The sequence below is a fragment of the Novosphingobium oxfordense genome, from assembly GCF_044029435.1.
In the GTDB taxonomy this organism is placed as follows: Bacteria; Pseudomonadota; Alphaproteobacteria; order Sphingomonadales; family Sphingomonadaceae; genus Novosphingobium.
This window is the reverse complement of sequence record NZ_CP147005.1, coordinates 288,461-313,485: the sequence shown is the minus strand read 5'-3', so window position 1 is coordinate 313,485 and position 25,025 is coordinate 288,461. Positions and strand designations below refer to the sequence as shown.

The 25,025-nt window shown below is 60.8% G+C and carries 21 protein-coding genes; 15 read left to right on the top strand and 6 right to left on the bottom strand.

Annotation, left to right across the window (positions count from 1 at the left end; translation table 11 throughout):
- Nucleotides 1-144: 144 nt before the first annotated feature.
- Genes WBP07_RS01495 through WBP07_RS01485 form a run of 3 tightly spaced genes read left to right on the top strand, consistent with a single transcriptional unit; the run spans nucleotide 145 to nucleotide 7,188 of the window.
- Nucleotides 145-1,248, top strand: coding sequence for a hypothetical protein (locus tag WBP07_RS01495; protein ID WP_395393770.1), 1,104 nt, complete (start codon nucleotides 145-147; stop codon nucleotides 1,246-1,248).
- Nucleotides 1,245-6,725, top strand: a complete 5,481-nt coding sequence (locus WBP07_RS01490; RefSeq protein ID WP_395393768.1) for a hypothetical protein — start codon at nucleotides 1,245-1,247, stop codon at nucleotides 6,723-6,725. Before WBP07_RS01495 ends, WBP07_RS01490 begins: the two co-directional genes overlap by 4 nt.
- Nucleotides 6,726-6,735: 10 nt before the next feature.
- A complete protein-coding gene (locus WBP07_RS01485; protein ID WP_395393766.1) occupies nucleotides 6,736-7,188 on the top strand; it encodes a very short patch repair endonuclease in 453 nt (150 codons plus the stop codon).
- Between the two features lie 93 nt (nucleotides 7,189-7,281).
- Here WBP07_RS01485 and WBP07_RS01480 read toward each other — a convergent pair whose 3' ends face one another.
- A complete protein-coding gene (locus WBP07_RS01480; RefSeq protein ID WP_395393764.1) occupies nucleotides 7,282-8,157 on the bottom strand; it encodes an FRG domain-containing protein in 876 nt (291 codons plus the stop codon).
- Between the two features lie 355 nt (nucleotides 8,158-8,512).
- On the opposite strand from WBP07_RS01480, the gene WBP07_RS01475 reads away from it, so the two are divergent.
- From WBP07_RS01475 to WBP07_RS01455, 5 genes are all read left to right on the top strand, one after another.
- Nucleotides 8,513-8,974 carry a hypothetical protein gene (locus WBP07_RS01475; RefSeq protein WP_395393762.1) on the top strand — a complete coding sequence of 154 codons (462 nt, stop codon included), beginning with the start codon at nucleotides 8,513-8,515 and terminating at the stop codon, nucleotides 8,972-8,974.
- Nucleotides 8,975-9,015: 41 nt separating this feature from the next.
- Nucleotides 9,016-9,459: an IS66-like element accessory protein TnpA gene (tnpA, locus tag WBP07_RS01470; RefSeq protein ID WP_395393759.1), complete on the top strand. Its 444-nt coding sequence runs from the start codon at nucleotides 9,016-9,018 to the stop codon at nucleotides 9,457-9,459.
- Nucleotides 9,456-9,809, top strand: a complete 354-nt coding sequence (gene tnpB / locus WBP07_RS01465) for an IS66 family insertion sequence element accessory protein TnpB (RefSeq protein ID WP_395393757.1) — start codon at nucleotides 9,456-9,458, stop codon at nucleotides 9,807-9,809. The genes tnpA and tnpB overlap by 4 nt, the downstream gene beginning before the upstream one ends.
- Before the next feature lie 92 nt (nucleotides 9,810-9,901).
- A complete protein-coding gene (tnpC, locus tag WBP07_RS01460; RefSeq protein ID WP_395395693.1) occupies nucleotides 9,902-11,410 on the top strand; it encodes an IS66 family transposase in 1,509 nt (502 codons plus the stop codon).
- Entirely contained in the window at nucleotides 11,407-12,018 is a 612-nt protein-coding gene (locus WBP07_RS01455) for a UPF0149 family protein (RefSeq protein ID WP_395393755.1), read from the top strand. Before tnpC ends, WBP07_RS01455 begins: the two co-directional genes overlap by 4 nt.
- A 298-nt stretch (nucleotides 12,019-12,316) precedes the next feature.
- Here WBP07_RS01455 and WBP07_RS01450 read toward each other — a convergent pair whose 3' ends face one another.
- Complete coding sequence (locus WBP07_RS01450; RefSeq protein ID WP_395390983.1) at nucleotides 12,317-13,426, bottom strand: IS110 family transposase; 1,110 nt, start codon at nucleotides 13,424-13,426, stop codon at nucleotides 12,317-12,319.
- Nucleotides 13,427-13,506: 80 nt separating this feature from the next.
- On the opposite strand from WBP07_RS01450, the gene WBP07_RS01445 reads away from it, so the two are divergent.
- From WBP07_RS01445 to WBP07_RS01435, 3 genes are all read left to right on the top strand, one after another.
- A complete protein-coding gene (locus tag WBP07_RS01445; RefSeq protein ID WP_395393753.1) occupies nucleotides 13,507-14,139 on the top strand; it encodes a hypothetical protein in 633 nt (210 codons plus the stop codon).
- 278 nt (nucleotides 14,140-14,417) lie between these two features.
- Nucleotides 14,418-15,491, top strand: a complete 1,074-nt coding sequence (locus WBP07_RS01440; protein WP_395393751.1) for a hypothetical protein — start codon at nucleotides 14,418-14,420, stop codon at nucleotides 15,489-15,491.
- Between the two features lie 4 nt (nucleotides 15,492-15,495).
- Nucleotides 15,496-17,298: a hypothetical protein gene (locus WBP07_RS01435; RefSeq protein WP_395393749.1), complete on the top strand. Its 1,803-nt coding sequence runs from the start codon at nucleotides 15,496-15,498 to the stop codon at nucleotides 17,296-17,298.
- On the opposite strand, the gene WBP07_RS01430 is transcribed toward WBP07_RS01435, so the two are convergent.
- From WBP07_RS01430 to traA, 3 genes are all read right to left on the bottom strand, one after another.
- Complete coding sequence (locus WBP07_RS01430) at nucleotides 17,273-18,358, bottom strand: hypothetical protein (RefSeq protein WP_395393747.1); 1,086 nt, start codon at nucleotides 18,356-18,358, stop codon at nucleotides 17,273-17,275. The genes WBP07_RS01435 and WBP07_RS01430 overlap by 26 nt on opposite strands.
- A 297-nt stretch (nucleotides 18,359-18,655) precedes the next feature.
- Entirely contained in the window at nucleotides 18,656-19,354 is a 699-nt protein-coding gene (locus tag WBP07_RS01425) for a DUF6118 family protein (RefSeq protein ID WP_395393745.1), read from the bottom strand.
- A 9-nt stretch (nucleotides 19,355-19,363) separates the two neighbouring features.
- On the bottom strand, nucleotides 19,364-22,189 hold the full coding sequence (gene traA, locus WBP07_RS01420) for a Ti-type conjugative transfer relaxase TraA (protein ID WP_395395692.1): 2,826 nt from the start codon (nucleotides 22,187-22,189) through the stop codon (nucleotides 19,364-19,366).
- A 171-nt stretch (nucleotides 22,190-22,360) separates the two neighbouring features.
- Here traA and WBP07_RS01415 point away from each other — a divergent pair, with 171 nt between their 5' ends.
- Together WBP07_RS01415 and WBP07_RS01410 are read left to right on the top strand one after the other, a co-directional pair.
- On the top strand, nucleotides 22,361-22,699 hold the full coding sequence (locus WBP07_RS01415) for a conjugal transfer protein TraD (protein WP_395393742.1): 339 nt from the start codon (nucleotides 22,361-22,363) through the stop codon (nucleotides 22,697-22,699).
- A gap of 16 nt (nucleotides 22,700-22,715) precedes the next feature.
- Complete coding sequence (locus tag WBP07_RS01410; RefSeq protein WP_395393739.1) at nucleotides 22,716-22,928, top strand: conjugal transfer protein TraD; 213 nt, start codon at nucleotides 22,716-22,718, stop codon at nucleotides 22,926-22,928.
- 72 nt (nucleotides 22,929-23,000) lie between these two features.
- Here WBP07_RS01410 and WBP07_RS01405 read toward each other — a convergent pair whose 3' ends face one another.
- Nucleotides 23,001-23,360 carry a hypothetical protein gene (locus tag WBP07_RS01405; protein ID WP_395393737.1) on the bottom strand — a complete coding sequence of 120 codons (360 nt, stop codon included), beginning with the start codon at nucleotides 23,358-23,360 and terminating at the stop codon, nucleotides 23,001-23,003.
- 508 nt (nucleotides 23,361-23,868) lie between these two features.
- Between WBP07_RS01405 and WBP07_RS01400 the strand changes: the two genes are divergently transcribed.
- Together WBP07_RS01400 and WBP07_RS01395 are read left to right on the top strand one after the other, a co-directional pair.
- Entirely contained in the window at nucleotides 23,869-24,450 is a 582-nt protein-coding gene (locus WBP07_RS01400) for a hypothetical protein (protein WP_395393735.1), read from the top strand.
- Nucleotides 24,451-24,782: 332 nt separating this feature from the next.
- On the top strand, nucleotides 24,783-25,001 hold the full coding sequence (locus tag WBP07_RS01395; RefSeq protein ID WP_395393732.1) for a helix-turn-helix transcriptional regulator: 219 nt from the start codon (nucleotides 24,783-24,785) through the stop codon (nucleotides 24,999-25,001).
- Nucleotides 25,002-25,025 lie beyond the last annotated feature (24 nt).

Here is a 25,025-nt window from a genome sequence, read left to right as displayed (position 1 = left end):
CTTCTCCAATCCGTGCTAGAGAGCCCCAAGCTTCCCAACCAATCGTCCAAGCGCTTCGTGCAAGTGACGCCCCTCGTGCCCCAGGCTGCGATTTTCTCGGGTTCAGCCCGTCTGAGCAGCAATTCATGGCCAGCTGGAGGGCTCGTGAGGAAGATGATCTTGCTGGGATCACGCAACCACGACGAGGCAGCCATGGCGTGGTCGGGGCTGTACGAGGCGCTCTCGGTCATCGACGAGGATGACATCTTCGCTCGCTTCCTTCAGTCTGAAATGGAAGCTTGGATCCCGACACCAAACTGGCAGCTTGTCGAAGTCGGCGATGAAGCGGCTCTGGCGCCTAACGACCGGGAGGGCTTGAACTATCCCGCGAAGCGTTTCGTCCATGACCTACAAGCCGTCATCGGGGCAAAACATTCGATGACCCGTCGGCAGTGGACTAGCTTGCTCGAGGCAGTCGTACGTCTAGCCGCAGTCGCCCATGTCGCGTGGCTATGCGAAGTCCACGCTCGCACGTGGGAATGCCTTTCGTCCGCCCTCGCTGGGAAAGGGCCAAATAGTGAGGCTGAAGTGCGCGAGGCGCTATATCCGCAGAGGTTCGAATTCCTGTCCTATGGTGATAGGGCGCTGCCAGGGATCAAGGACCGGGCATCTTCCTTCCTGAGGGCGCGACTTGGGATCAATGCAGTCCTTTGGACGCTCTCTTCCTTGGGTAGCGAAACCAAGCCGCTTTCTTCCGCGGCATCGATCTGGCGAGCATGCGAGGCCATAAGGGCGAATGCCTCGGCGATCGCCGGCACAGAACTTGGGGCGATCGTCGTCGAGGTCTCCGAAAGAGAAACCCGCACGTTGGCGTGCAAGAAGGGCATCGGCTCCAACATCCTGGAGTTTGCCCGCCACGTACTGGGCCAGCGGCAGGCCGCAAATCCCGTCCTTCGTGGGTATGACCAAGGGTTCATCCTTCGAAAGCGAGGAACGAGCAACTCGAGCCCATGGGTCGTCGGGCTCGGCCCCGTGAGCGTTCTGGCGTTGGTCCATTGCGCACTGTCCGGAACAACCGGCCCCCGTTCGGTCCGGCGCTTGTCCCAGCACTTGGCGGGATATGGGGTCGTCGTCGACCACAACGAAATTGCCACGAATGACCTCGGCCATCAGCTGCGGATGCTTGGACTTGTCCTAGATAGCCCCGATGCCGAGAGCGGGATGTTGCTAGTCCCGCCCTTTCCAGCCTCGCAGGAAGAGATTGCATGAACCGCCTTGTCGCCCGGATCGCCGATGTCGTGCGAGAAAAGCTTTCCTTGTCGTTGTCGGAGGGCAAAGGCGAGGTCCGGCTTATCTTCCATGGGCCACCGATGGAAATCCTCGCGAGCGTCTTCGAGCTGTTAACGTCCGATCCGACTGGCGTCGGCGTACCAATACTCTTGCAATTGCCGCAGCTACCTCCAGGCCATGCGAACCCTGCGCTCGGGGATTCTGGGCGTTGCGATGACACGCATCTGCTGAACTTGAGGAATTCGCCATCGAAGCCTGCCTTCGTCGCGCTGGTTCCACCAGGCCAGCACAGCATGCGATCCGTGACATCGACTGCTGATGAGTTTGGCGTCGGCGCGGCCCATAACGGTGGAAACGTCGCGATCGAGGATTGGTGGGCCGACGAGTTCGTCCAAGACGTCGTAGCGTTTGGTATTGGAGAACTGGGCATTGCCGATGCGAGCCAACGGGACGAGGGGCGCAAGCTAGTTGGCAGGGCAGTAGCTGCAGTCGATGACATCGATCCCGAGCGCACGCAGCGGACCGCGGCCTGGCGGATAATATCCCGTATCTATTCAAAAACGCCCATTGAGATGGGATTGCCAGGAGGCATGCTACTCAGTCTGGCATGCGGGCTACCGCCAATGCGGGATGGATCCCTTTCCGCGCGCGAGCAAGGTTCCGTACTCGAGAAGATCGCGGATGCAATGTCCGATGGGTTCGGGCCTGGAATTCGACGCGCGCAGGAGGGCGTCTCGGAAGAAGACAGCCGGAACCTCGAAGCCTTCTTGGACCACCTCAGGGTGGCGTGCGACTTGCAATCGAAATTCGAGCGTGCGCCATCGGCCTTCTATGTGCCGGATAGTGGGCTCGAGATAACAGGCGCGCCCGATTGGTGGCGCTCGCTAAGCGCCGAGAAGTGGGCTGAGCTCTTGACCGAGGACACCGCCTCCCAAGGCGACATCCGCATGGCCTGCTCGAACTTGCTCCTACCAGCGGCGAAGGGCATTCCTGCCTTGGTGGAGTCCTTCGTTGAGCTCGCCTTCGAAGTAGTGGGACCAGACGTTGCTTCCACCCTTGTCACGATAGAGCGAGGAAAGAACGCTAAGATAGGCGAGTTAGAGGTTGGCGGGGAAGAACCGTCACCCGCGAAATTCCTCGCAGACGTGCCGCCTCCGCACAAAGCACCGATCAGGTACTCGGCTTCCGCAGAAAACTTCAAGCCAGGCGCCGTGAAGGTGATTTCCCTCGAGACTTGGCAGCCTGGAATCTTCGTCGCTTGTAGGCTTGCGCGAAAGCTTATCCCACCCCGCAAGCCGACGCGAGCCCCGAAGGGAGCTCCCTCGCTCGAGACGAGCATCTCGGTGCCTGGTGGAGGGCGCTACGAACTCATGGTCTTTACCAGTCCTGGGGTCACCTTGGACACCTTGGCTCGTGGATCCGCAGACGATGTCCTGGGGGATTTGGACCAGGCGCAGGATCTAGCAGTCCGGTTCGTTCGATCGAACCTCCACCAGATCGAGGTCGAGGCTGACTCTAACTTTCAGGTCGACATCGGCTTCGCCAAGACCGATGCGCAGGGCAAAGCCACGCATGACACTTGCCGGGTGTTCCTCGTCGTGGAGGAAGTGGTCGAACTGGGGTGCCGCAGCGAATTCGAGCGCCTGATACGAGCGAATCGCAGAGCCATCGATCCCTCCGGCGCAAAGCCGGTGGTCCAGTTGAATAGGAGCGCACGCTCCTCGAGCCTTCAGGACTGGATGCTAGCGGAAGACTCGGCGGCACGTTCATATCTTCCAGTGGTCCTAGCGGACGACTACGTTAACGCCTGGGCGCAGCCCACTTGGGATGACGGCTCGAGACTGGTCTTTTCCGAAGGGTACTTCCTGCAGGATCCGAGGCCTTCCCCCTCCGAATTCGTGCCGCCCGAAGGCTTCATTGAGGCCCGGCGCTCGATTGCCCGCCGTGTTCTAGGCCAGGGAGACCAGACTGGCCTCGTCGAATCTGCCGAAATAGGGCGGTGGCTACATGACGATGACGAGTTCAAGGCGCTCATCGAGCAGTACCTCGATGCGTACCAGTCTTGGCTCGTCTCGGATCCCGACATTGCTTGTTGGGTCGATGTCGCTGTGGTGGCTTCACTGGAGGATGATCGCCGCACAATATCGCGCGTACCGGACGCAATCCTCTTGTCGCCGCTCCATCCGGCGCGACTGGCATGGCACGCTGTTGCACAATCGGTGCTGTATACAGCGGAGACCGGAGGCACCCCCTGTCCGGCCGCAAGCGTGCTTGATCCTGATTGCATTCCCGATCTGCTCACTCTGGCCCTTCGATCGCCAAGTGGGATCGAACGCGTCGATTTCCTCGCAGTGGAGAATGGAACCGATTACTGGTCCGTCCTCTGGAATGGGGATCGGCTAAGCCGTTTGCCCCAGCGATCCAAGATCGCTCCCTTTGGCGAGGCCTTCGGAATCTCGGTCGGAGGGATTTCAGTAGGTTTCAGCGCCGCGCAGGTCGCTCGTGCACTAGACGATGTGTCGGGCTTGTTGGCAGCAAAGCCGACGGTCGGTGTCGCGGTGGCGAGTGCTGGTGGCGCGACTGATGCATGCAATGAGGGCCTGATTAGCTGGTGTTCCGAAAGGTATCGCGAAAGGAGCAGCAGAGCTCCAAGGCAGGCCGCTGGGCCTCGTTTCGTCGACATCTATGACGATCGCGATGCAGCATCTCGACCCGACGATGCCACCATCGCCAACCTGACGGAAGATACAAAGAACTGCGTGCGTTGGTTCGGTAAGCAGCCTCCGTCCGCTCGACCTGATCTGGGGATCATTGCGCAGCTCGACATGTCGGAGCCCGGCGCGACCGAAGTAGGCGGTAGGTCACCATTGGGGCATGGGGCATTGTTGAGGCACCGGATCAGGCGGCAATTGCCTAACGCGTTCCTGAGCGAAACTCGCCAGTCCGTCCCCGTCCCCTCTTCCGGCGATGTACTTGCAGACAAGGTCGCCGCTTGCGTCGCCACGCTCGAGAGCCTCGGCGAACGGCGGACAGGGATGCGATTCGCCCCGAACGTGAACGCGGTTCGCCACATGCTGGAATCGCGGAAGGCCGACTATGTCGCTGCGTCTTCATCGGCAATCGACCCGGCGTGCTTCTTGGGCGGCTGGTTGCAGGACTCCTACCTGTGGGACTACGACATGCCGTCGTACTCCCATCGTGCTGGCGACACCAATGGCTACTACCTACTGTCGCGGGTAAAGGATTCGGATCGAGAGGCGCTCGCGCGCGCATTGGGCCTGATACCGGGTTGCAAAAGCCTGCAACCTGAATCTGTGCAGGACATCCTGCACGAAATCGCTCGACGTGGAATTCCCACGATTCGTGGTCTGGCAGGCGACAATGCTGGCGCCACCGGTGACCTCGGGCTGTTCGTGGCGGTCCGTCTTCTGCAGGATCGCTTTCGGCTGGAAAACATCGGGGCAAGCCTGCTGCCTGTCATCGAGGCCGTCGATGGGGAAGTCACTGCGTGCATCATCGTGCCCGTCGACCCGTTCCGCGGCTATTTCGCCGACTTGGCGAAGTCGCTGGGGAGTGACCGGAAAGACGCCTCGCTTTCAAGGCCAGACCTGCTGGTCATTGGAGTCAAGGATGGCCCCGGCGGCCTTCGGATCCACCTCACGCCGGTCGAAGTGAAGTGCAGGCCTGGATCCGTATTTCCAGTAGGGGAAGTCGATGCCGCGCTTGAGCAGGCACGAACATTCTCCAGGCTCCTCACCTCAATGCTCCCCCACGAGGGGCAGCCAGCCGTCTGGCGTCTGGCATTCCAGCACTTGCTACTGTCGATCATCGGCTTCGGAATGCGCGTCTATAGCCAGCATGCCGACGTCCAAGGCAAGGATGCCGAGTGGTCTGCACTTCACGAGAAGATTGCCGCGGCAATCCTTGGCACTACGCCATGTGTCTCGGTCGACCAACGGGGCCGGTTGATCGTCGTGGATGATAGCCCGCTCAGTGGTGTCCGCGATCGCGACAACGACACTTTCGACGAAACAGTCACTATTGGAAGCGTGGATGCGGGCCAGATCGTCGCTGGCGACCCCGCGGAGTTCTACGAAACGGTCCGGGCACGCGTGGGCGATTGGAAGCTCTTCCCGGCATCGACTGGGCAGGCGTCGCTTCCGGACGACGCCATGGAAGATGGGCCCCCGGCAGCCGGAGTGGGTGGTGCGACTATTGGGTCGTCGGACATTCTGGTAGTGGAGGCCGCCCCCGCTGGCGCCGCCGGCGAGCCCACGCATTCGGAACTAGTGCCGAAGCAACCGCTGGATGGGAGCGATTGCTCCGGCGTTTTGCTGGAGATTGGCTCGACGATCGATTCGTTCAAGCCAGCCGAAATCAAACTCAACATCTCGGACACGCGTCTTAACCAGCTGAACATGGGCGTGGTGGGCGACCTTGGAACGGGCAAGACCCAGCTACTAAAATCGCTCATCATGCAGATTTCGGGGGCGGCGATTGAAAACCGTGGGATCAAGCCCCGTTTCCTGATCTTCGACTATAAGAGGGATTACAGTAGTCCTGACTTCGTCGCGGCTACCGGAGCGCGGGTGGTCAAGCCCTACAAGCTGCCCTTGAACCTATTCGACACGTCCGCGATGGGCGAGACTGCGGCGCCATGGCTCGATCGATTCCGATTCTTCGCGGATGTGTTGGACAAGATCTACACTGGCATCGGACCCGTGCAGCGGGACAAGCTGAAGAAGGCGGTCAAGGGCGCTTACGAGGCATGCGGCAGCGATAGGCAGCCCACCCTCTACGACGTGCACACCGCATATAGCGAGATCCTCGACGGCAAGTCCGACTCGCCCATGGCGATCATCGATGATCTGGTGGACATGGAGGTATTCGCATCAAGTCCGACGGATACCCTCCCGTTCGATGAGTTCCTCGACGGGGTGGTCGTGATCTCCCTCGATGCCTTGGGCCAAGACGACAGGAGCAAGAACATGTTGGTCGCGGTCATGCTCAACATGTTCTATGAGAACATGTTGCGGACCCCCAAGCGCCCGTTCCTCGGCAATGACCCACAGCTGCGTGCAATTGACTCATACTTGCTCGTGGACGAGGCCGACAACATCATGCGTTACGAGTTCGACGTCTTGAGGAAGCTGCTGCTGCAAGGACGTGAATTCGGCGCCGGCGTGATTTTGGCCTCGCAATATCTTCGCCATTTCAAGGTGAATTCGACCGACTATCGCGAACCGCTGTTGAGCTGGTTCATCCATAAAGTCCCGAACGTCACTCCAACCGAACTGTCTGCGCTCGGTTTCACGGGAGGAGCAGTCGAGTTGGCTGAACGTGTCAAGTCACTTCAGGTACACCAGTGCCTCTATAAATCCTTCGACGTCCCAGGCGAGGTCCTCCGAGGCCATCCATTCTTCGAGATCGCAGCAACCAGGCCTCCCAGTCCTTAGTTCCCCATGCATGGTGGATACCTTGACCCCCGCAGAGCGATCGATGCGCATGGGTCGCATTCGTGCGAGAGACACGAAGCCGGAAGTCGCTTTGCGTAAGGCGTTACATGCGAAAGGGCTGCGATTCCGGCTTCATGGGGCAAAGTTGCCTGGCAAGCCGGACATCGTACTCCCGAAGTACAAGGCCGTGATATTCGTTCATGGGTGTTTTTGGCATCGGCACAAGGGCTGCAAGGTCGCAAGCACACCGAAAACCAATACGGAATTCTGGGTCGACAAATTCGACAAGAATGTCGCGCGCGATGCAAGGAATATTGCCTTTCTTCTTGAGCAGGGTTGGCATGTGCTAGTTGTTTGGGAGTGCGAGTTGTCGACCCGAGCCAAGATCGAGGGTTCGGCTGACGCCGTTGCCGCGTTCCTAAAATCAACTTCACTCTCTTCCCAGCTTCGTCCTTCAAGTTGATGCAGCGGACAGGATCATTGCTGCGAGCGGCGCGAGTTTTCGAATAGGCGGAGGTGAGGCGCTCTATTAGCCCTGCGAAAGGGGCGACTCTGGTCATCCCGCCTCTTTCTTGTCTTCTTCCGCTAACTTCGACGGCAGCGCCGCAATTTCCTTGTCGAACCATCCGTCGCCTTTCGGATAGAGAGCATTGTGACTGACAAGTGGGAAACCTGCTTGCGCCGCCCAGAACGTTTTCGGGTTGAAACGGAATTTCCCAACGAGCCTCCGACCGAAATCAACCTGATACGGCTTCAGAAATTTATGCTGGCTAGCATCGGAAAACTCAGGATACTCGCCCAAGAGATATCCTTCCTGTACGTGGGCGCGAATTGCCGTAGGCGGACAGACACTGTTGAGCCGAACGACCTGCATCGCTGCCTCGGCGCTTGCCGTGACTGCGCCGCTGATGTTTGGGATGGCGATGGCATACAAATACGCGTCGGTCGCATCGGGAACTGTGGCAAAGGACGCTGCTATTCGGAGTGACTGCGAGACGTCAAGCAACGGCGTGGGGCAGATCTCATAGTGCTGAAGAACAGCCCAACGTAACAGGCGCTGCCTGCGCATACGAGTTTTGCCCAAACCTCTGTAATCTTCAAATATTTCCAGCAGAAGTTTCTCGGCCTGCTCCAGCCTACTGAAACGGGTCTCGAGATCGGCAATCCTTGTCTGCTTGCTACCGGCATCAGGCCGGAACATCGTCGGTCGGAGCATAGTCTGCCCCTTCCCATCCCGGTGATCGATGCCCTGCCCGCGAAAGACTATGACGTGTTGCCTCAGACGAAACTGCAGTTCACCAATCTTGCTCGCGAGATCAAGATAGTCAGTCACGAGATGACCAGGATCCTTCCTGATCTCCGCGTTTGTCACACTTGTGACCTTCGGGCGGTCCGCCAGAAACGAAATGAATTTTCCCTTCAACCTGTCCATCAGCTAGTTCCCCAACCTCGCGTCGGAAATTGCCGACCCGGCCCCCCGTACAGCGACCAGCTAGTCCTGCCAGTCCCTGTTGCGTGATATTGCCCGCCATGCGACGGCACAACCGGAGCCGCCTAGGGTCAGCTAGGCACCATCAGGGCGGCGGCGAACACTTTCGACAATCCGGGAGCCGCCGGTCTGCCCCGCATCCATAGCAGCCGTGCCGGAACAACCGTGCCTTCTTGTAGTCCCCCGTCTGCTCCAGTTTGCGATCTCGACACCTGAAGGCTAAGGGCCGACCAATCACAAGTTCTGGCGCAACTCCGCACGGCAACACAGATAATCGGCAGGACTCTCGGGAGGAAGCATGGGTCAGGAATTTAACCTCGTGCGGGCGACATTCGCGTCCGCGTCGCCCGCTCTTGCCGCGTTCGACTACCTGATCGCGCATTCCGGAGCGGCAGGATTTCTCTTCGTACCCCGAACTAACGCCGTCCGGTCCGTCGAACTGCAATGGCCCGATCGCAAGCTCAATCCTTTTTCGGCGCAGGCTCATACCGATCATGTGAACTTCTACCTTCGACGGCCCATCCTCAACATCAATCCCAACCTGTTCGATGCGGCCGTTGCGGCGTTCGGTCCGGTAAAGCCCAATAGTCTAAACGAGTATCGCCGACACCTTCGAACCGTCGCAGATGTCAATGAGATGCTTGGCTTTCTGCGTAAGCAGGGTGCGTGGCCTGACCATCGTCATGACAGGCGCTTCCTTGCAGAGACGTTTCAACCGTTAACGGTGCGAGCGCCCCACGTAGACGGCGCTGATTGCTGAGCCGATGACCCTGCCTTTGATTGGCAGCGGAGATGGCAGAGATGCTCGAAGACGATAACATCGGCTTGAACGGCGATTTAAACAGTGCGGCACAGTGTGCGAATACGCATTGGGACGGTGTGCGGCACAGTGCGAAGTCGGATTTAGCCGAAGCGACAATCCTCTCCCCGCAGAAGCGCAACCGACGGTGGGATCCACGCGAGAAGGCGCGGATCACAGCGGAGAGCTTTGAGCCGGGCGTCAATATCAGCGCGGTGGCGCGGCACCATGGTGTGAGCCCTGGACTGCTCCATTATTGGCGGCGAACGGTGCGCGACCGGGCAGCGATGGAGCCGATCTCGTTTGTGCCGCTGGAAGTCGATGACGGCGTGCAGGCTCCAGAAGGAAGCCTCGAGATTGACTTCGAAGGTGCCCATGTCGTGGTGCGCGGCGCGGTGGATGCGGGTGTCTTGAAAATTGTGTGCGAGGCGCTGCGGCAGGGATGATCGGAGGGCATAGCGATCTGAAGGTCGTGCTGGTGGCGGGACCGATCGACTTCAGGGCCGGTATCAACAAGCTCGCATCTCTGGTGGCCAACGAGTTGGGCCGCGATCCCTATTCCAACGATGTCTTCGTCTTCCGGTCGAAGCGGATGGACCGTTTGAAGCTCCTGCATTTTGACGGATCGGGAACCATCATGGTGACGAAGTGGCTTGAGGCTGGAAAGTTTTTCTGGCCCCCCGTGACAGGCGGGGTGATCAAGCTGACCTCGGCGCAGATGACGCTGCTTCTGGCGGGAATGGACTGGCGCCGGCTCGAGCAGAACCCTGTAAAAAAGCCCGAGATGGCGGGCTGAAAGTGCCGGATTTATTGGGTTTTGACACGATTTTGTGGTAACAAAATCAAGTGACCCTCCCTCCGGAAAATCAGGCTGCCGCACTGGATGCGATGACCCGCCGGGTGGCGGAACTGGAGGCCGAACTCGAGGCGGCCTCCAAGCTGCTGAACACCTACAAGGCGATGCTCTTCGGCTCGCGCTCCGAGAAAGCGCGCATCGTTCTGGACGGCCAAGGCAGCCTCGACCTAGGGGACCTGCGCGCCGTTGACGTGGCCCCAGCAGCCAACGACGATTCGATACCCAAGGGGGCAAAGCCTCGTGCCAGGCGCAACATCGGCGCTCTGCCCAAACATCTGCCCCGCCTCGTTCACGTCATCGAACCTGAAAGCACGCAGTGTGCCTGCTGTCAGGGTGGCATGCACAGGATCGGCGAAGACGTAAGCGAGGCGCTCGACATCGTGCCCGCCATCCTGCGGGTGATTGCCACCGTCCGTCCCAAGTACGCTTGCCGGACCTGCGAGAGTGGCATCGTCCAGGCGCCGGCGCCGCGCAGGATGATTGAAGGCGGAATGGCGACAACCTCGCTGATCGCCTGGATCGTGACACAGCGCTTCGCCTGGTACCTTCCGGTTTATCGCCAGGCCCAGATGCTGGCAGGGCATGGCCTGCAGATTGATCGATCGACGCTAACGCGCTGGCTGAAGTGCGCGGCCTGGTGGCTGGAAGGTCTCTACGATCTGCAACTGCGGGCAATCCATAGTCACCCCCGCATCCACGTCGACGAAACCCGGATGCCTGTGATTGGAGGTGGAAACGGCAAAGTGCGCATCGACCAGTTCTGGGCCCATGGAACCGATGACCGCCCCTGGAACGGGCCGGCGCCACCGGCAGTGTGCTACGTCCATGCCAGATCCCGAAGCCACCGTACGATATCCGAGCAGCTTGGCCGCTATCAGGGCGTGCTCCAGGTCGATGGCTATAATGCTTACAAGGGCCTGGAAAGCCCGGACGGGTTATCCGGAGGCATCCGGCTCGCGTTCTGCCTTGCCCACCTGCGTCGGCGCTTCGTCGACCTGCACAAGAGCACCCGATCGCCAATTACCGCCCAGATCATCGCCCTGCTGGGCCGCATCTATCGGATCGAGGCGGAAATCCGTGGCACCAGTGCCGAGCACCGGCTCCTCACGCGGCAGGAAAAATCCAGGCCTGTCATGGAAGAGCTCAAGGCACTGCTCGACGATACCTTGCCGCGCGTCTCGCAGGTCTCGGATCTGGCAGGGCACATCCGCTATGCTCAGGGCCACTGGCGCGGCCTCACCCTGTTCCTCGAAGATGGCCGCGTCGAGGTCGATAACAATATGATCGAGAGGCAAATGCGCCCGATTGGAATCGGGCGCCGCAATAGTCTGTTCGCTGGCAACGAAGGCGGGGCTCATACATGGGCGGTGCTCGCTTCCTTGCTCCAGACAGCAAAATTGAACGGGCTCGATCCGTTCACCTGGCTGAGCGATGTGCTGACCCGGATCATATCGGGCGAGGTCCTTAACAATGATCTGGACCAACTCCTGGCGTGGAACTGGCGGCCTGCCGAACCTACGGTTATGCGACTGGCCGCATGAGCAGCACCAATCGCTTCAAGCGCCCAAAGAAGCCCAGAAGAGCGCGCATCCTCACGCATGAAAAGCTTGAGGAATGGCTGGCCACTCGCGAGCATCCGATGCCGGGAGTATCGATGATCGACGGCTATCTCGCGGCACTCGTCGTATCGCCCCAGTTTATTCCTCCTGAAGACTGGCTGCGGCCCATAGTCGGAGACGGTATCGCCTGGGCGCCGGATGGCAGTATCGAGGAGGCCGTCCGCAACACGATCTTCCAGCGGTATAGCCAGATTGGCGCGACCCTGTCCGGTGGTCCGAAGCGCTATGCCCCCATTTACATGCGCACGGACGCCGGCGAAGTTCTCCTGGAGGACTTCGCCAATGGCTTCTACCTCGGCATGCGGCTCAGCATCGACGACTGGAAGCCGCACATATCCAATCCGGAAATCGGCCACCCACTGACCGCCATCCTCGGCCATTGCACGACCATGATGCCTGAGGATCAACGCCAGAACGCACTACGCGGCCAGGCCGGTGAAATCCTGACCCAGTCCTGGAAGGTCGTTCCAGAGCTGGTCGAGATGCTTCACGTCAGCATCGGCGGCGCGCGAAACGTCGAAATCCGATAATCAGCAGCGTCCACGTGGGGTTCTCGCACCGCTCTGATGTCCGCTGTCAACGTTTCAAGCACGCGGAAGCGTTCGCCCTGGTGAGCGGCCTATAGTCAGCCGCGCATAGGTGGGGGAGGGACCTGAGAGACGTCGGTGATCAAGCTCTGATACGCGGGTTGGATACCGCATTCCCGATTTTGCGTCCGGGGCTTATCCTGTCTAACATCGGGCGTCGGCGATGCCGGCCACATAGCGCTGACGGATGTTCCCCTGCCGTGGTCCCACCCCCGCCTGTGCGCGGTGGTGGCGGTCTATCTCAAGCGGGCTGCGCCTCCCGGGCGACTGCCCACATAAACCCCGCCAGTTCGCGGGCGATCGCTGCACACACGACAGTCGATTTCTTGCCTCTGGCGCTTAGTGTCCGATAGCGGGAGGTCAGCCGGCTCTGGGCCTTCCATGCGATCTCACGCACCTCAGGGGTGGTTTGTTCGAGGCGGTAGAGCTTCTTAGGTCCAACCCGTGGGGGCATGCGATAGCTCCACGCGCTTTCCACGAGCATGTGACGGACGCGTTTATTGCCAGCCTTTGTGATGCCGCCTCGCCGGATTGTATCGCCCGTGGAGCGTTCGCTCGGTACCAAGCCGACATAGCCCATCAGTTGGCGGGGACTGTCGAAGCGACGCACATCGCCAATCTCGGTTGCGAAGGTGACGGCAACAATCAGGTCTACGCCGCGCAAGGCTTGAAGAGCTCGAACAACCGGCGCTAGCGACCAGGCAGGCAGGAACTCCTCTATTGCCGCTTCAATCCGTTTGATCCGTTCCGTGGACACCCGAACAGCATCAACGAGTTCCTGCAAAGCGATTTGGTGCGCAGGATGATCGAAGCGTTGCTCCTGAAGCCAGCGGAGGTAGCGCATGCTCCACGCAACCTTGCGCGGATAAATCCGCCCATGCTTCAACATGAAACCACTGACTTGTTGGCGGTTCACGCGCTGAGCTTCGACCGCCGCAGTGCGCGTGCGAACCAGATCGCGCATCGCTTCATGGCCCTCGTCTGGGACCCATACTGGCGTAAGTTCTCCCGCGCGAAGCAGCTTCGCCAGACCCACCGCATCCCGCCTGTTGGTCTTTATCCTGTCGCCCGGCTTTCTGGGGATCAATGATGGCGCCACGACTTCGCACGGATGGCCCATGGATCTGATGAGGCGGTAGAGGCCGTAACCCGTAGGCCCCGCCTCGTAACAAAAATGGGCGCCACCATGCTTGTCTACAATCCGCTGTATGACACGCCGCATCGAGTCAGGCGACGCGTCAACTTCGCCCAGATACCGAACTTCACCTCCTCGCTCGTTATCAGCGATCGCGATCGCATTGCGCGACTTGGCGGCGTCGATTCCGACGAAAACACCTGTATAGTTCTCCACGGCTCGTCCTCCTGCGATGAGGATCGGCTCGGCCGGCCCGAGCAACCCTCGGAAGCACAGTGTAGGGCGAGCCACCCTGCATGCCGATGGCGGACATACGGTCTAACTTTCAACCGCTCACTGCTCAGCATCTGTTGCGGGCCGCCGAACGGGTCGCCGCCGGCTACTCACAGCACCGTTTCGGCCCATCGACGGAATATGACCTCCTGTTCGATGGTCATCACTTACCGCCCAAGGCAGTCTTCGGCGTAGCGGCTACAGAAGCACTCGGGTTTGAAGTGGGACCAGAAAATTTCAGCGCCGGCGACAACACGCTCTGCTTCCGGGTACTGCGGGCCAACGGCTATAGGATCGTGCGCAAGGGCGAGGCTGATCCGATCAGTCTTTTCGAACTTTCGGATGAAGATCGCGTCTGGGCCGAGGGGCGGCCCAGATTAGTCACACATATACGTCGAGAGCGCTCCACCGGACTAGCTGCCGCTAAGCGGGATCAGTTCCGCGCCCTTCACGGACGGCTATACTGCGAACGCTGCGGCATGGACCCGGTCAAAACGTTCGGGTCCGATTTGGGGGAAGCATGTATCGAGATTCATCACCGCGACACGCACCTCGCCGAGATGACAGACGGCCATCGAACTAAGCTCGACGAGTTGCAGTGCCTCTGCGCGAACTGCCATCGGGTTACGCATCGCGAGCTCAAGGCGACAAGTTGAGGTAGCCGGCGGTTGTTGGTACAAAACTTTAATTGCGAGACAACTAGACGCCCCTTTCGGTCATAAGGGGCCAGATTGCGCTTCTCAAAAAGCCGACGTTTATTCAGGTTGCTCGCCGAGCCCCACCTCGGGCGGAAACTGAGTGGTTCGCGGACAGACGGGTTTTGTCGCTCGCGGCGCTCCCGCGACATCTTACAGGATATTGCGGGGGGGTGTTGAATCAATTACTTCGCCTTGCGACCGGGTAGGCTTTCTCAGCCTCCAGGGGAGGGGGCCACTTGAGCAACGACTACACTTTTAACATCGTCGGGAACGTGTCCGGCTCGCACAATCGGATCACGCAAATCTATGCGCCAGGCCGTGCAGCGATTCGTCCGAGACAGCTGAGGAGTTTCGGGAACGCACGCCCCTTTAGTCCCGAGTGGCTTATCTATTCGGAACGCAGCGTTCCGTTCCTTGGACGTGACGAAGAGTTGGGCGCCATCAAAGAGATGTTGGACGATCCCCGGCCGTTCCTTTGGTGGGCGATCGTCGGCGCCGGCGGCGTCGGTAAGAGCAGATTGGCTCTCGAAACCCTGCTGCGCATTTCGGAGACTTGGTCGGGCGGTTTCGTTGAAGGGCCGCCCGAACCGGCGGCGTTCGCCGCCTCCCCTCTCACCGAGGACACCATCTGGATCGTTGACTACGCGGCAGAGGACGTACAGCGTCTCCGAACCGTGATCCCGCTCCTCGCGCAAATGGCGGAGGAAGCCGGCAGCAAAATCCGGCTTCTACTTATAGAACGGGGAATAAATGCGCAGACCGGCTGGTGGGTTGACTTAACCGAGGGTTTGAGCAGTACAACCGTTTGGATAAGTCGTAGCCTTTACGAGAAGCCGCTCAATCTCAGCCCGCTAAAGGTCACCGCGCGAGAGTTGCTCAACGCGATCGCTGCTGAACTGCCCCCCAATCTTGCCGATATTCTTAACACTCGGGTCAATGAGCAACGTGACGATGCGCTTGAAACATGGTGCGATGGCGGCAATCCGCTCCTCGTTCAGCTCCTTGCCGCCCGCCTTCTCGATGATCCCATCGGGCTGAACAAAGCGAACACATCCACAAAGGTGGTGGAACTCTATCTGACGCGTGAGCTCGAGCAACTTGGCAGGAAGTGCAGGAACCTCAGCCTGCAACCACGTTTGGCGATCCTTCTTCTCTTCATGACGACCTCCGGGTTTCCGCTCCCAGTGGATAAGTCAAGTCCACCCCGTGCAGACGGCCACGGCTCTACATCGCCAAATGCGCTGCTTGTCGGCGCTTTCCCCCTTCCACCTGCGGTGCAGCCCCCCCCCGAGCCCGCAGGCGAGAGCTGACATTATGCTCATCCTCGCAGACGCCCTCGGCATCGACGATGCCTCCGCCTACTTGGCGCTCTTAGACGACGCCGGATTTAGCGCCTCGCGAAACTGGGCAATGCTTCCAGATCTGCTCGGGGAGACCTTTATTGGATTTGTAGTAAACTCCCCGCTGATCGGGTCTGCCCTGAGGGCCAAGCGGCCAGACTACAAACCCAAGCAACTCTCCCGCGTCTATGCGTCCGCGCTGCATCTCGGCTTGGAGAGGATTGCGATCAACTGGGCAAGGCTACCCGAGGAGACGATCCTTCGATTGCTAGTCGGGTTGAGAGAAGCAGGTCGATCACTTCGGCTCTCCTTAGTGATCATCTGCCAAATCAACTTCGTCCGGCCGAAGATGCTGAGTTTGGACGTTCCTGCGTTCCTGCAGGGCAGCAAAGCACACGGGAACGGAAAGGAACTGGCCCGCGTCTACGAGGCGATCCATGCGGCGATCCTCGATGACGGAGGCGCCGTCGCTCCCAACGGCCTGGTCAATTCGCCTCACCGTTGGCTTATGGCTTATGTCTTCCATCTCGAGGTCCTACCTCCGCGCGCCCAGATACGCCTTGCGAGCCTGATCTGTCGGCTCTGTGACATCCCGTTTCTAATCCGGCGGACGAATGCGATAAGACTCGGTGATGTGGTCGCCCGCGTTCTATCAGCAGCAGTTTCCAACTCGACGTTCGAAAGCTGGCAGCCGTATGCGTCCGAGACCGGTCAGCTTGCGGAGCTTGCGTTAAATTTCACGACAGGCACGCTTCTTCCCGCGCTCCACGCGTCGACCGAGACCGCTGAACCCGAGCAAGACGAGGTCATCGCTCGCATACTCATGTCAGTATCCTTCGGTCTGCTCCAAAAGAGGTTGGATTGCCGCGACACGTCCGTGGAGGTTTTGACGAGGCAGGCGATCCTCGCAGCCTTAGACTTGCAGCTACCGAAGCTAAGGCGTGCGGTCCTTCTTCGCAACGCTGCAGCGCTTCAGGCGCGGACACAGCCGGACACTGTACTTAACAGCTACCTTGCCGCCATCCGCGCGATTTCGGAGCTCGATGAGCCCGACGAGTTGGCGGATACGATCTCCGACGCAATATTCAGCGCAACGGAGTACGGCGACGGCGCCCTTATCGAGGAATTCCCGGCCATCCTCAACAGCTTGCCAGGACCTCCTATTCCAAAGGCAGTTATCCTCGACTATGTCGCGGATCGCCTCGCTACGTTCATCGAAAACGCAGAGCGGAACAAGAGGACAGACAGAGCCGTCCGGCTTGCCATGCTTGGTCTCAGTCTCGCGCGTGGAGTGCAGGAGCCAGAGATCGACGAGGCGCTCGAGGGCGTGCTTGGTAATCTGCTCGCGTTCGCTGTTCAGGAGGCCGGGGCGCGCCCGGCAGTCGTCCGCATGCTCGACGAGGCGCTTGCCCTCGAGATGGTTCAGGCGCCCTCGGCACGCATTGTCGCAGCCGTGATCAGAGCGGCAATGCTAGCGAACCATCTCTGGCCCGAAGTTGCACCATTACCCGCCGGAGTGGTGGTAGAGCCCGCCGGTACAGACGTTTGGGCCCTCGCGGCCCGCGGCATTGATCCCGCCGCTTTCGCTCTTTCGATCCGGAGCATCTCGCGGATTAGGTTGAGGCCGGCGGCTGGGGATGTCTCAGCGCTAGGTGCTATCCTATACTCCATTGAGCCATTCCCCGATCGGCCCAAAAACGAGGATGTTCTGCGCGTGCTTGACGCAGCGCAAACCAACCTTTCCCGACAGGTTACCCAGATCCGAACACTTGACTGATTTCGTTGAAGGAGCCGTTGACGTCGCCGATGACGTTTATCGACGAACCGCTCTGCTGCTCGTTTGGCGATGATGGCCACGTCGCTTGCTCCAGGAATCGCAGAAGGACGTCCGCGGCTGCCCGCGCCGCAAATTGCTTCACGCGGTCGTCCTTGGCGGGATCGGCGTAGTCCATAACACCCTTTACGACGATCCAGCGCGGAACGCTAAGTCGGTGAGCGACCTGTGCGATGGCGGCTGCCTCCATATCGAGCGCCGTGATCGTCCGCACTCCAGCTATTCGCAGGCTATCCCACGTTACTCCGTCTTTTACGACCACCCCGCCGCTCGCCATCGGGCCAGAGCGGATACGGAATGGCAGAGTGACCCACGGCGCCTCGCCATAAGCATAGACCCGGTCTAAGAGCTCCGCTCCGACGGGGGTCAATTGAAAACTTGCACCGCTTCGCTCAATTAAGCCAGCACCCTCCGCACGCTCCAGCGCGGATCGTGCATTGCCATCTGACAGCCTAAGCACCAGACGGTCGGTCGCAGGCATCCTTCCCTCGGCTACTGTTCTGACAACTTGCGCCAGCAGCAGCTCATCCGAGGCCGGGCCGAATGTCGGCAGTCCGTCGGCCCGAAGCTCCTGCGCTAGATGAAGCCAACGATCGTCCATAGGGATTTGACGATGATCTGGCTCGAACCCGGAAGATGTTCGGCGACCCTCATCATGGGCGAACGCGAGTTCGGCAATGACCACGTCTCCCAAGGCGACCTCAGCTGGATTGCCCGCGCAAACACCACACATTGCGATCGCGCGGGGGTTCAAACAAGTCGCAAGGGCACTAGCCAAAGTGGATGCCGCCATCGGCCCCATTCGCGTGGGCCTTGCTGCGATCAAGCGAAGCGCACCTCCCGACGGTAGCGTCAACCGGCCATCCAGTACCGGAAAACCGTCAACTTCCGCGCTCACCATTTCGACACCTTTGCCGGAGAGCGTTTCGAGAGCAGCGTCGAGCTCCATCTTGAGAGCTGCAACAAGTAAGATGTCGACTGGCGATTGTTCTGTATTGGTCATGCCTCACGTTTGAAGCAGCGAGAGCGCTCAGACAAGCATGGATTAAGCCAACGCCGCGCGCGACCTCACTCAGGTTGACGAGATGCGGGGCATCACCGGTGTCTTCATTCGATCCAATCGTCGTTCGACTGATCGGAAAGAAGATTGGTTGATAACGGATCTGCAGGTCGATCTTTCCAAGCTGGCAAGGTCGGGGCTGCGCTGCTATAAAGTAGCGCTAACAGCGTTCATCCCGACCGTGGCAGCCTCGCTGAGCTTGACGTCAAAAACGGACAATCGGGATGCGGCAAGACTCAGTCACTTGGACGTCCGAAGATGAACGCCGTCGGATTTCTGGCTTTTGCCGCAATTCGTTTTATGCCCGCCACAATTTCCCGCGCCCGCGCTCTCGTCGTCTACCGTTCGAATAGCGGCTTTCACCTTCAGCCACCTCTGCAGATCGGCCACTTCCAGAAGCCGCTCGCCAGCGCTCCATTCGTCGAGGCCAAGGATACTGGCAGCCTGATGCTCCGGCCAATGCCAGCTTTCGGGCGCAATTCGGGTAACCACGTCCCGACCGACCACGCCCAGAAAGCATCCCACAACAAGCGTCGCGCCAGCCACAATGGTCATCCACTTCGTCTGCTCCTGCTCCTTGCGAGCCGAGAGGACAACGGTACCAATGGATTCCGCGACGGTCCGGAGGTTACTCTGCGCCCGCTGCCAAGCCTCATGATCAGCTTGGCGCCCATTCCTCCCCGCCGCCTCGATCTGCGCAGCGATCTTCTCCGGTGTCAGCACCATGGCCGGCAGCTCGATGAAATTCTTCACCGCGCCCCGCACCTTCTGGAACTGGCCCTCGATCTTCGCCAGCTCGGGACTGTAATCGCGACCATGCATCTCCTGTAGTTTGACGGCGAGACCGTCGACGGCAGCAGTCAATCCTGCCAGTCGTCGGTCCATGGCCTGGAACGCGGTGGCGGGATCAAGCTCTTCGGGGGTGTTAGGATCTGTCATTCGACCAGCCTAAATCCCAATTCCCCGCGAACGCGAGCGGTCTAACCAGGTCTGGACATCCCGAGACAGCGAATCGTTCTCAGACGATGCCATGCCTCTGTTCGAGCGCTGGCGAAGCAGTGACTCGATCTGGGGATCGCGCTGAAAACTCTTGGCGAGGTAATCGATTCGCTCCGCTACGCGCTCTGCCCCGACTTCGTCGCCGAGCTTGCGCAGGCGCTGGAACTGCCGCGTCTTTGCCTGCCATTCGGCGACGAAGCTGTCGGCACGCTCCATGCCTTCGACACGTAGCTGCCCCTCGATCATCATCGCCTGCATGGTCCGAGCGGTGCGTCCCTTGGCGCTCTCGTCGACCAGCGAAAGATCCTTGGTCATCGCCGTGTGGAGATCGCGCGCTCCATACTCACGTTGCCCATCGAGTTCGGCGGCGGCGCGCTCCAGGGCCTGAAGCTGGTGGGTGATGGGCCTCAGCCCTTGCCGGTGCATCTTGGTGATATCCTGCATCGCGCGCCCATAGCGCTCGACCGCCGCCTCCAGCGGATTGGCGCGCGCCGGCTCGGCCGAAGGCGCCTTGAGCCTGAGCCCGGCAAACGGATCGCGCTTGATGACGACCTCGGCTTGCGGCTCACGCTTCATTTCGTGAGCGGGGGCATAATCGGAGGCCATGTCCTTCGAGCGATCGCGGCTGAGCGCGCGCACCAGCTTCGAGCGATCGGCAAAGTCATCCTTGCCGTAGTGGAGATCGACCTGTTCCCGATGGCGCGACAGCGCCACATAGGTCCCATGCCGATCGAGCCCCGGCGTGGCGAGAACCTGTACCCGGTCCACAGTCATGCCCTGCGCCTTGTGGATCGTCGCGGCATAGCCGTGATCGACATCGGCATAGTCCTTGAGATCGAAGGCGACCGACCGGCCATCGTCGAGCGTGACCGCCATGCTGAAGAGGGAGACGCTGCGTAGCGTCCCCAGCGAGCCATTCTTCACGCCCATGCTGCGCTCGTTGCGGAAGAACATGACGCGGTCGCCCACGGCGAAGGCCCGCTCGCCGTGCTCGACCTTGAGCGCCACATTTTCGCCCAGTTCGCGGGCTTCGCGCATCTTTCCGCGCGCCGCCTGATTCAGCTCGCCCACCTCGTCATTGGTGTGCGTGAGGATAATCCGGCTTGCTTGGGGATTGAGCTGGCGATCACGATCCCACTGGCCGACCAGCGCCTCACGCGCTCCCTCGCGGGTGGCCGCAACATGGACATGCCCGGCGACCTCATAGGCCAGCACCGCCTCGCCGGTCCGCCCAGTGGCCAGATCGCGCGTCGCCTCGCGCTGCCATTCCTCGCTCTGGCGCCGCACCTGCATGATCTCGACGCTGCCATGGCGCTCGGCGATGCTGCGGAAGGCCGCGCCAGCCTCGATGGCCTGAAGCTGCTCGGGATCGCCAACCAGCACGACCTTGGCGCCGCGCTTGTCGGCCTCGGAGATCACCCGCTCCATTTGCCGGGTGCCAACCATCCCGGCCTCGTCGATGACGAGCACCGAACGATCGGTCAACAGTTCGCGATCTTGCGCCCATTGCCGTTCCATGCTGGCGATCGTGCGACTGGCAATGCCCGAGCCGGTTTCCAAACTCTCGGCGGCAATCCCGGAGAGCGCCGCACCGCGCACCTCATACCCGGCCGAGCGCCAGACATCGTGGGCAACACCCAGCATCGCGCTCTTGCCGGTGCCGGCATAGCCGATCACCGAAGAGAGGCCCCGGCTATGGGTCACATTCTCAAGCGCGCCGCGCTGCTCGGCCGAGAGGACAAGGCCCCTCGCCTCAACGCGCGCCAATGCCTTTTCCTGCACGGCACGGCTGACGCCATGGCGGCGCTCGGCATCAAGCTTGATGGTGGCCTTCTCGAGCCGCTTCTCGGTCTCGATCATCGAACGCGACGTGAAGCGATCCTCGCCGCGCCCATCCTTGCCGAGCGCGACCAGCTCCGGCGAGGCGCGCACGGCGCCGAGCACCTGATCGAACTGCTCCTTCCCGTCGCTGTGGCGGTGGACGAACCTGGCGAGGTCGCGCGTGGTGAACGTGGCTTGGCTGTGGGTGATGGCATCGAGCGCGATGGAGGGGGTGGCGAGGATCTTCTCGCCGTTGGCGCGCGCAATCGCCTGGTGCTCTTCGAGCCGCTCGCTCTCCAGCCCCTGCCCCGCCATGCGTGAGGCGGCGGGACCGATCTTGTGCTGCGGCTCCAGCTCGATGCCCTGGGCCTCCAAGGAGCGGTGATCGATCCGCGCATCGATATCGAGTTCGGCAAGTCGCTGGTTGACGTGATTGGCCCAGGCCTCGCGCCAATGGGCGAGCAGTTCGGTGCGGTTCCAGTCCCGCACCTTGGGGCCGAAGCCGTCCTCGGTCACTTCGCGCATGCCCAGCATCACATGAGCATGGGGCTTGGGACTTCCGTCCTCGCCGATATCCCAATGCACATTGAGATCGGCGACCATGCCGCGCGACACGAACTCTTGGGTAACGAAGTCGCGCGCCAAACGAATGCCTTCGGCTTGATCAAGCTCGCGGGGAATGGCGAACTCGACCTCACGGCAGAGCTGCGCGTCCTTGCGTTTCTCGGCCGCCTCGACATCGTTCCACAGACGTTCGCGGTCGAGCCACTGCTCAGGCGCGTTCTCGGGAAGCAGGATCTCCGAGTGGACGACACCCGCCTTGTTGGAAAAGTCATGATCGCGCCCGAGCCGCTCATCGTGCAGCCGCGAGGCGGAACGATAGGCGGCGGCGGCCACCGCCGAGGAGCCGGTAGCGCGCGAAATGACTTTGGCCGAGAAATGGTAGATCGCCATGACGGCGATCCATTTACACCTCAAGCAGCACGTCGGCACGACGTATAAGCGCGCCCTCGAACGATTTCATCGCACTCGGGAACGCGAAATCCCAGAAGATTTCACGCACTTGTACGGCGCTGAGACTCCCGATAGCTGAACTGTCCGCCTCCATCAACGAAAGGACGGACAATGCGCAAACCCCGTGACTATGACGCCGAGCTCAAGGCACTCACCGACAAGGCGCGGCAACTCAAAACCCGCAAGACCATCCAGCTCGGCGAGCTGGTGAACGCGACCGGTGCCGACGCTCTTTCCGCCGAGGTCCTAGCCGGCGCCCTGCTCGATGCCGCCACCACCACCGACGCGGCCAGAAAGGAGGCATGGCGGGGGCGCGGCGCCGCGCTCTTTTCAGGGACCGGCAAAGGCGCTCGCACAGGAACTGGCAGCGAACCTCGCAGCAACCTTGGCAGCGCTGCGGCGGAACCAGGCAGCGCGCAATTGCCACTTGGCGAGCCGGGCGCGGCATGATGCCCGCGCGTGGCAAGTGAAGCGGCGCGAACGCACCCGCCAGCTCATCGAGCTCGGCGGGCTGGTCGTGAAAGCCGAACTGGTCGAGCTGACCGGGGATGACCGCGCGGTGATCCTCGGTCTGCTGGTCGAAGCGGCCGCCAGATTGCGCGGCGAAGATCGCGAGCAAGCGCTGACGCTGTGGCGGCGGCGCGGGGTAAGGGCTTTTAGCGATCCCTTGGATAGTTAAAGGCCTAGTCTCGCAGCGGGGAAGCAAACAGGCGCCCAGTCAGGCGTCTGCTTCGGCTTCGGGGCCAGCCTGTTATCGGCGCGCCGGCTGACATGCCGCCGCGGCACGATCCGCCAGCTCGAAATCGCCGGCCCTGAGCGCTGCCTTCTTGGCGTCTTCGCACCTGCCATCGGCCACAAGGGCGCCGACTTCTTCGCGAAGGCCTTGCTCTTTGCGCACTTCGTCGCGTTCCTCGTTCTTGCCGCGAAGACGCTCGACTTCGTTGAAGGACGAGTACCGCTGCTGCGCCGGATTATCGCCTGACACGCCATCATGGAGGCCACAACTCGTCACGTTGCCGAGGCGATAGCAAGTCGCGGTCTGGGCCATGGCGGGCGATGCAGAAAGAGCCGCCAAGACCAGAGCGGTGGCCACAAGTGCAAGCTTCATCATCACCCCCGAAACATCATTGCCCAGTCACGATCCCAATGACCGGGCATTGAATTTGCGTCAAGAATTGGCTGACGAGGCCTTGGTCGGCCAAGTCTTCGTCTTTGAGCGAGAAGCGGTTAGCGCGGCAGACATCAGCGGTCTATGGCAAGCTTAGATACGGATCCGCCAATACCCTGGTGCTATGCTGCACCGATCTCCCTCGCCCCCCTCACCTGCCGATCCAGTCAGACCTTGGCCTAAGGATTCCCGTCTGTTATCCTGCCAAGGCGCTGCGCAAAGGGCAGCGCCGGGACTGGTAATCCCGCAGATCAAACAAACTCGGAAAACACAGTTTTCCGGGGTGCCGTCGCGCATGTCCAAACCTTCGGGTGAAAGGCGGCGGCGCATGTGATCTGCATGTTACCAGCTCCGGCGGCTCCCGCGCGTTAGCGTGCGGGAGTTCGGGACTGGTCCGCAAGTTGTTCCGAGCCTTCCGCCAACCCGCCTTGATGCGGACCCGGAGGTGCCAATGGACGTTCAAGTTCCTGCTGCTTCACCCGATCAAATCGCCGCAGTGTCTGCGGCGCTCAACTCCTTGCCCAACGACAATTCCGCGCTCGCCGCGCTCTGGAAAATCTACGGCGCCGAGCCGGTGCGATTGCTGCGCACCCAACAGGGCCGCAGCCTCAGCCGCGAGCGGGTCAAACGGGCGGAAGGCTTCATGGGCGGACTTGCCCCTGACGCGCCGTTCCATTGGCACTATTTCCTCTACACGTCGGGGATTGTCGTGCAGCTGGCGCTGTCCTCGCACCTGCTTGATGTCGGGTTTCCGGATACTTGGTGCGCGCGCCACATCAGCCTCCACGTCGACAGGTCGCTTGCCTACGCCAATGTCACGGGCTTCGGTTACGATTGCCCCGAGACGGCGCGGCTGCTGCAGGTACTCTCGCCTTATTGGAAGTGGAACCGCAACCGCCCTGGCGACGGCAATCTGCTCGACGATGGCGGCTTCACGCCCGACGAAGTTCGGACGCTGGTTTCCGCGCTGGTCGAACACGTCCGCCATGTGACCGGCCATGCCCGGCCTCGGCAGCGCGCGATGCGATCCTGATCAGGCGCCCGCAGCAACGGTGCTGCGGGCCCGCCAAACGGCGACAGGGCCGTAAGCACATCGTGCGATTCGCGCGCCGATGAAGGCAACATTGCGTGCGCGATGCCTGCGGTGAGACGGCGTGAGATCGAACCGCCGGTCGCACGCCCCCAGGAGCCAATTTTTTTTGGTGTCCATAGAGTGCCGCCAGCATCCAATAGGGTGCAACCCGATGAATTTGGTCCGCAAATATCGAATAAACGCAAATTAGCGCTATTGCAGGGAGCCCAGTTTAGCCCAATCTTGCTCATGGCCGGCCAGTCCACCTCATGAATAGGAAAGGACAACGCCACATGGATATGAAGCCTCTCGATCGTTTTCTGCGCCTCAATACCGTGCTCGAACGCACGGGCCTGTCCCGTGCGACCCTCTACCGCAAGATCCAGACCGGAACGTTTCCGAAGCAGGTCCGGATAGCCGAACGCTGCTGCGGGTGGCGCGAAAGTGCCATCACGCAATGGATGGACAATCCCATCTCGTACCTCGTCGAAGATTACCCGCCGCAGGCCTGAACAGCCGCCGCGCCGGAAGACAAG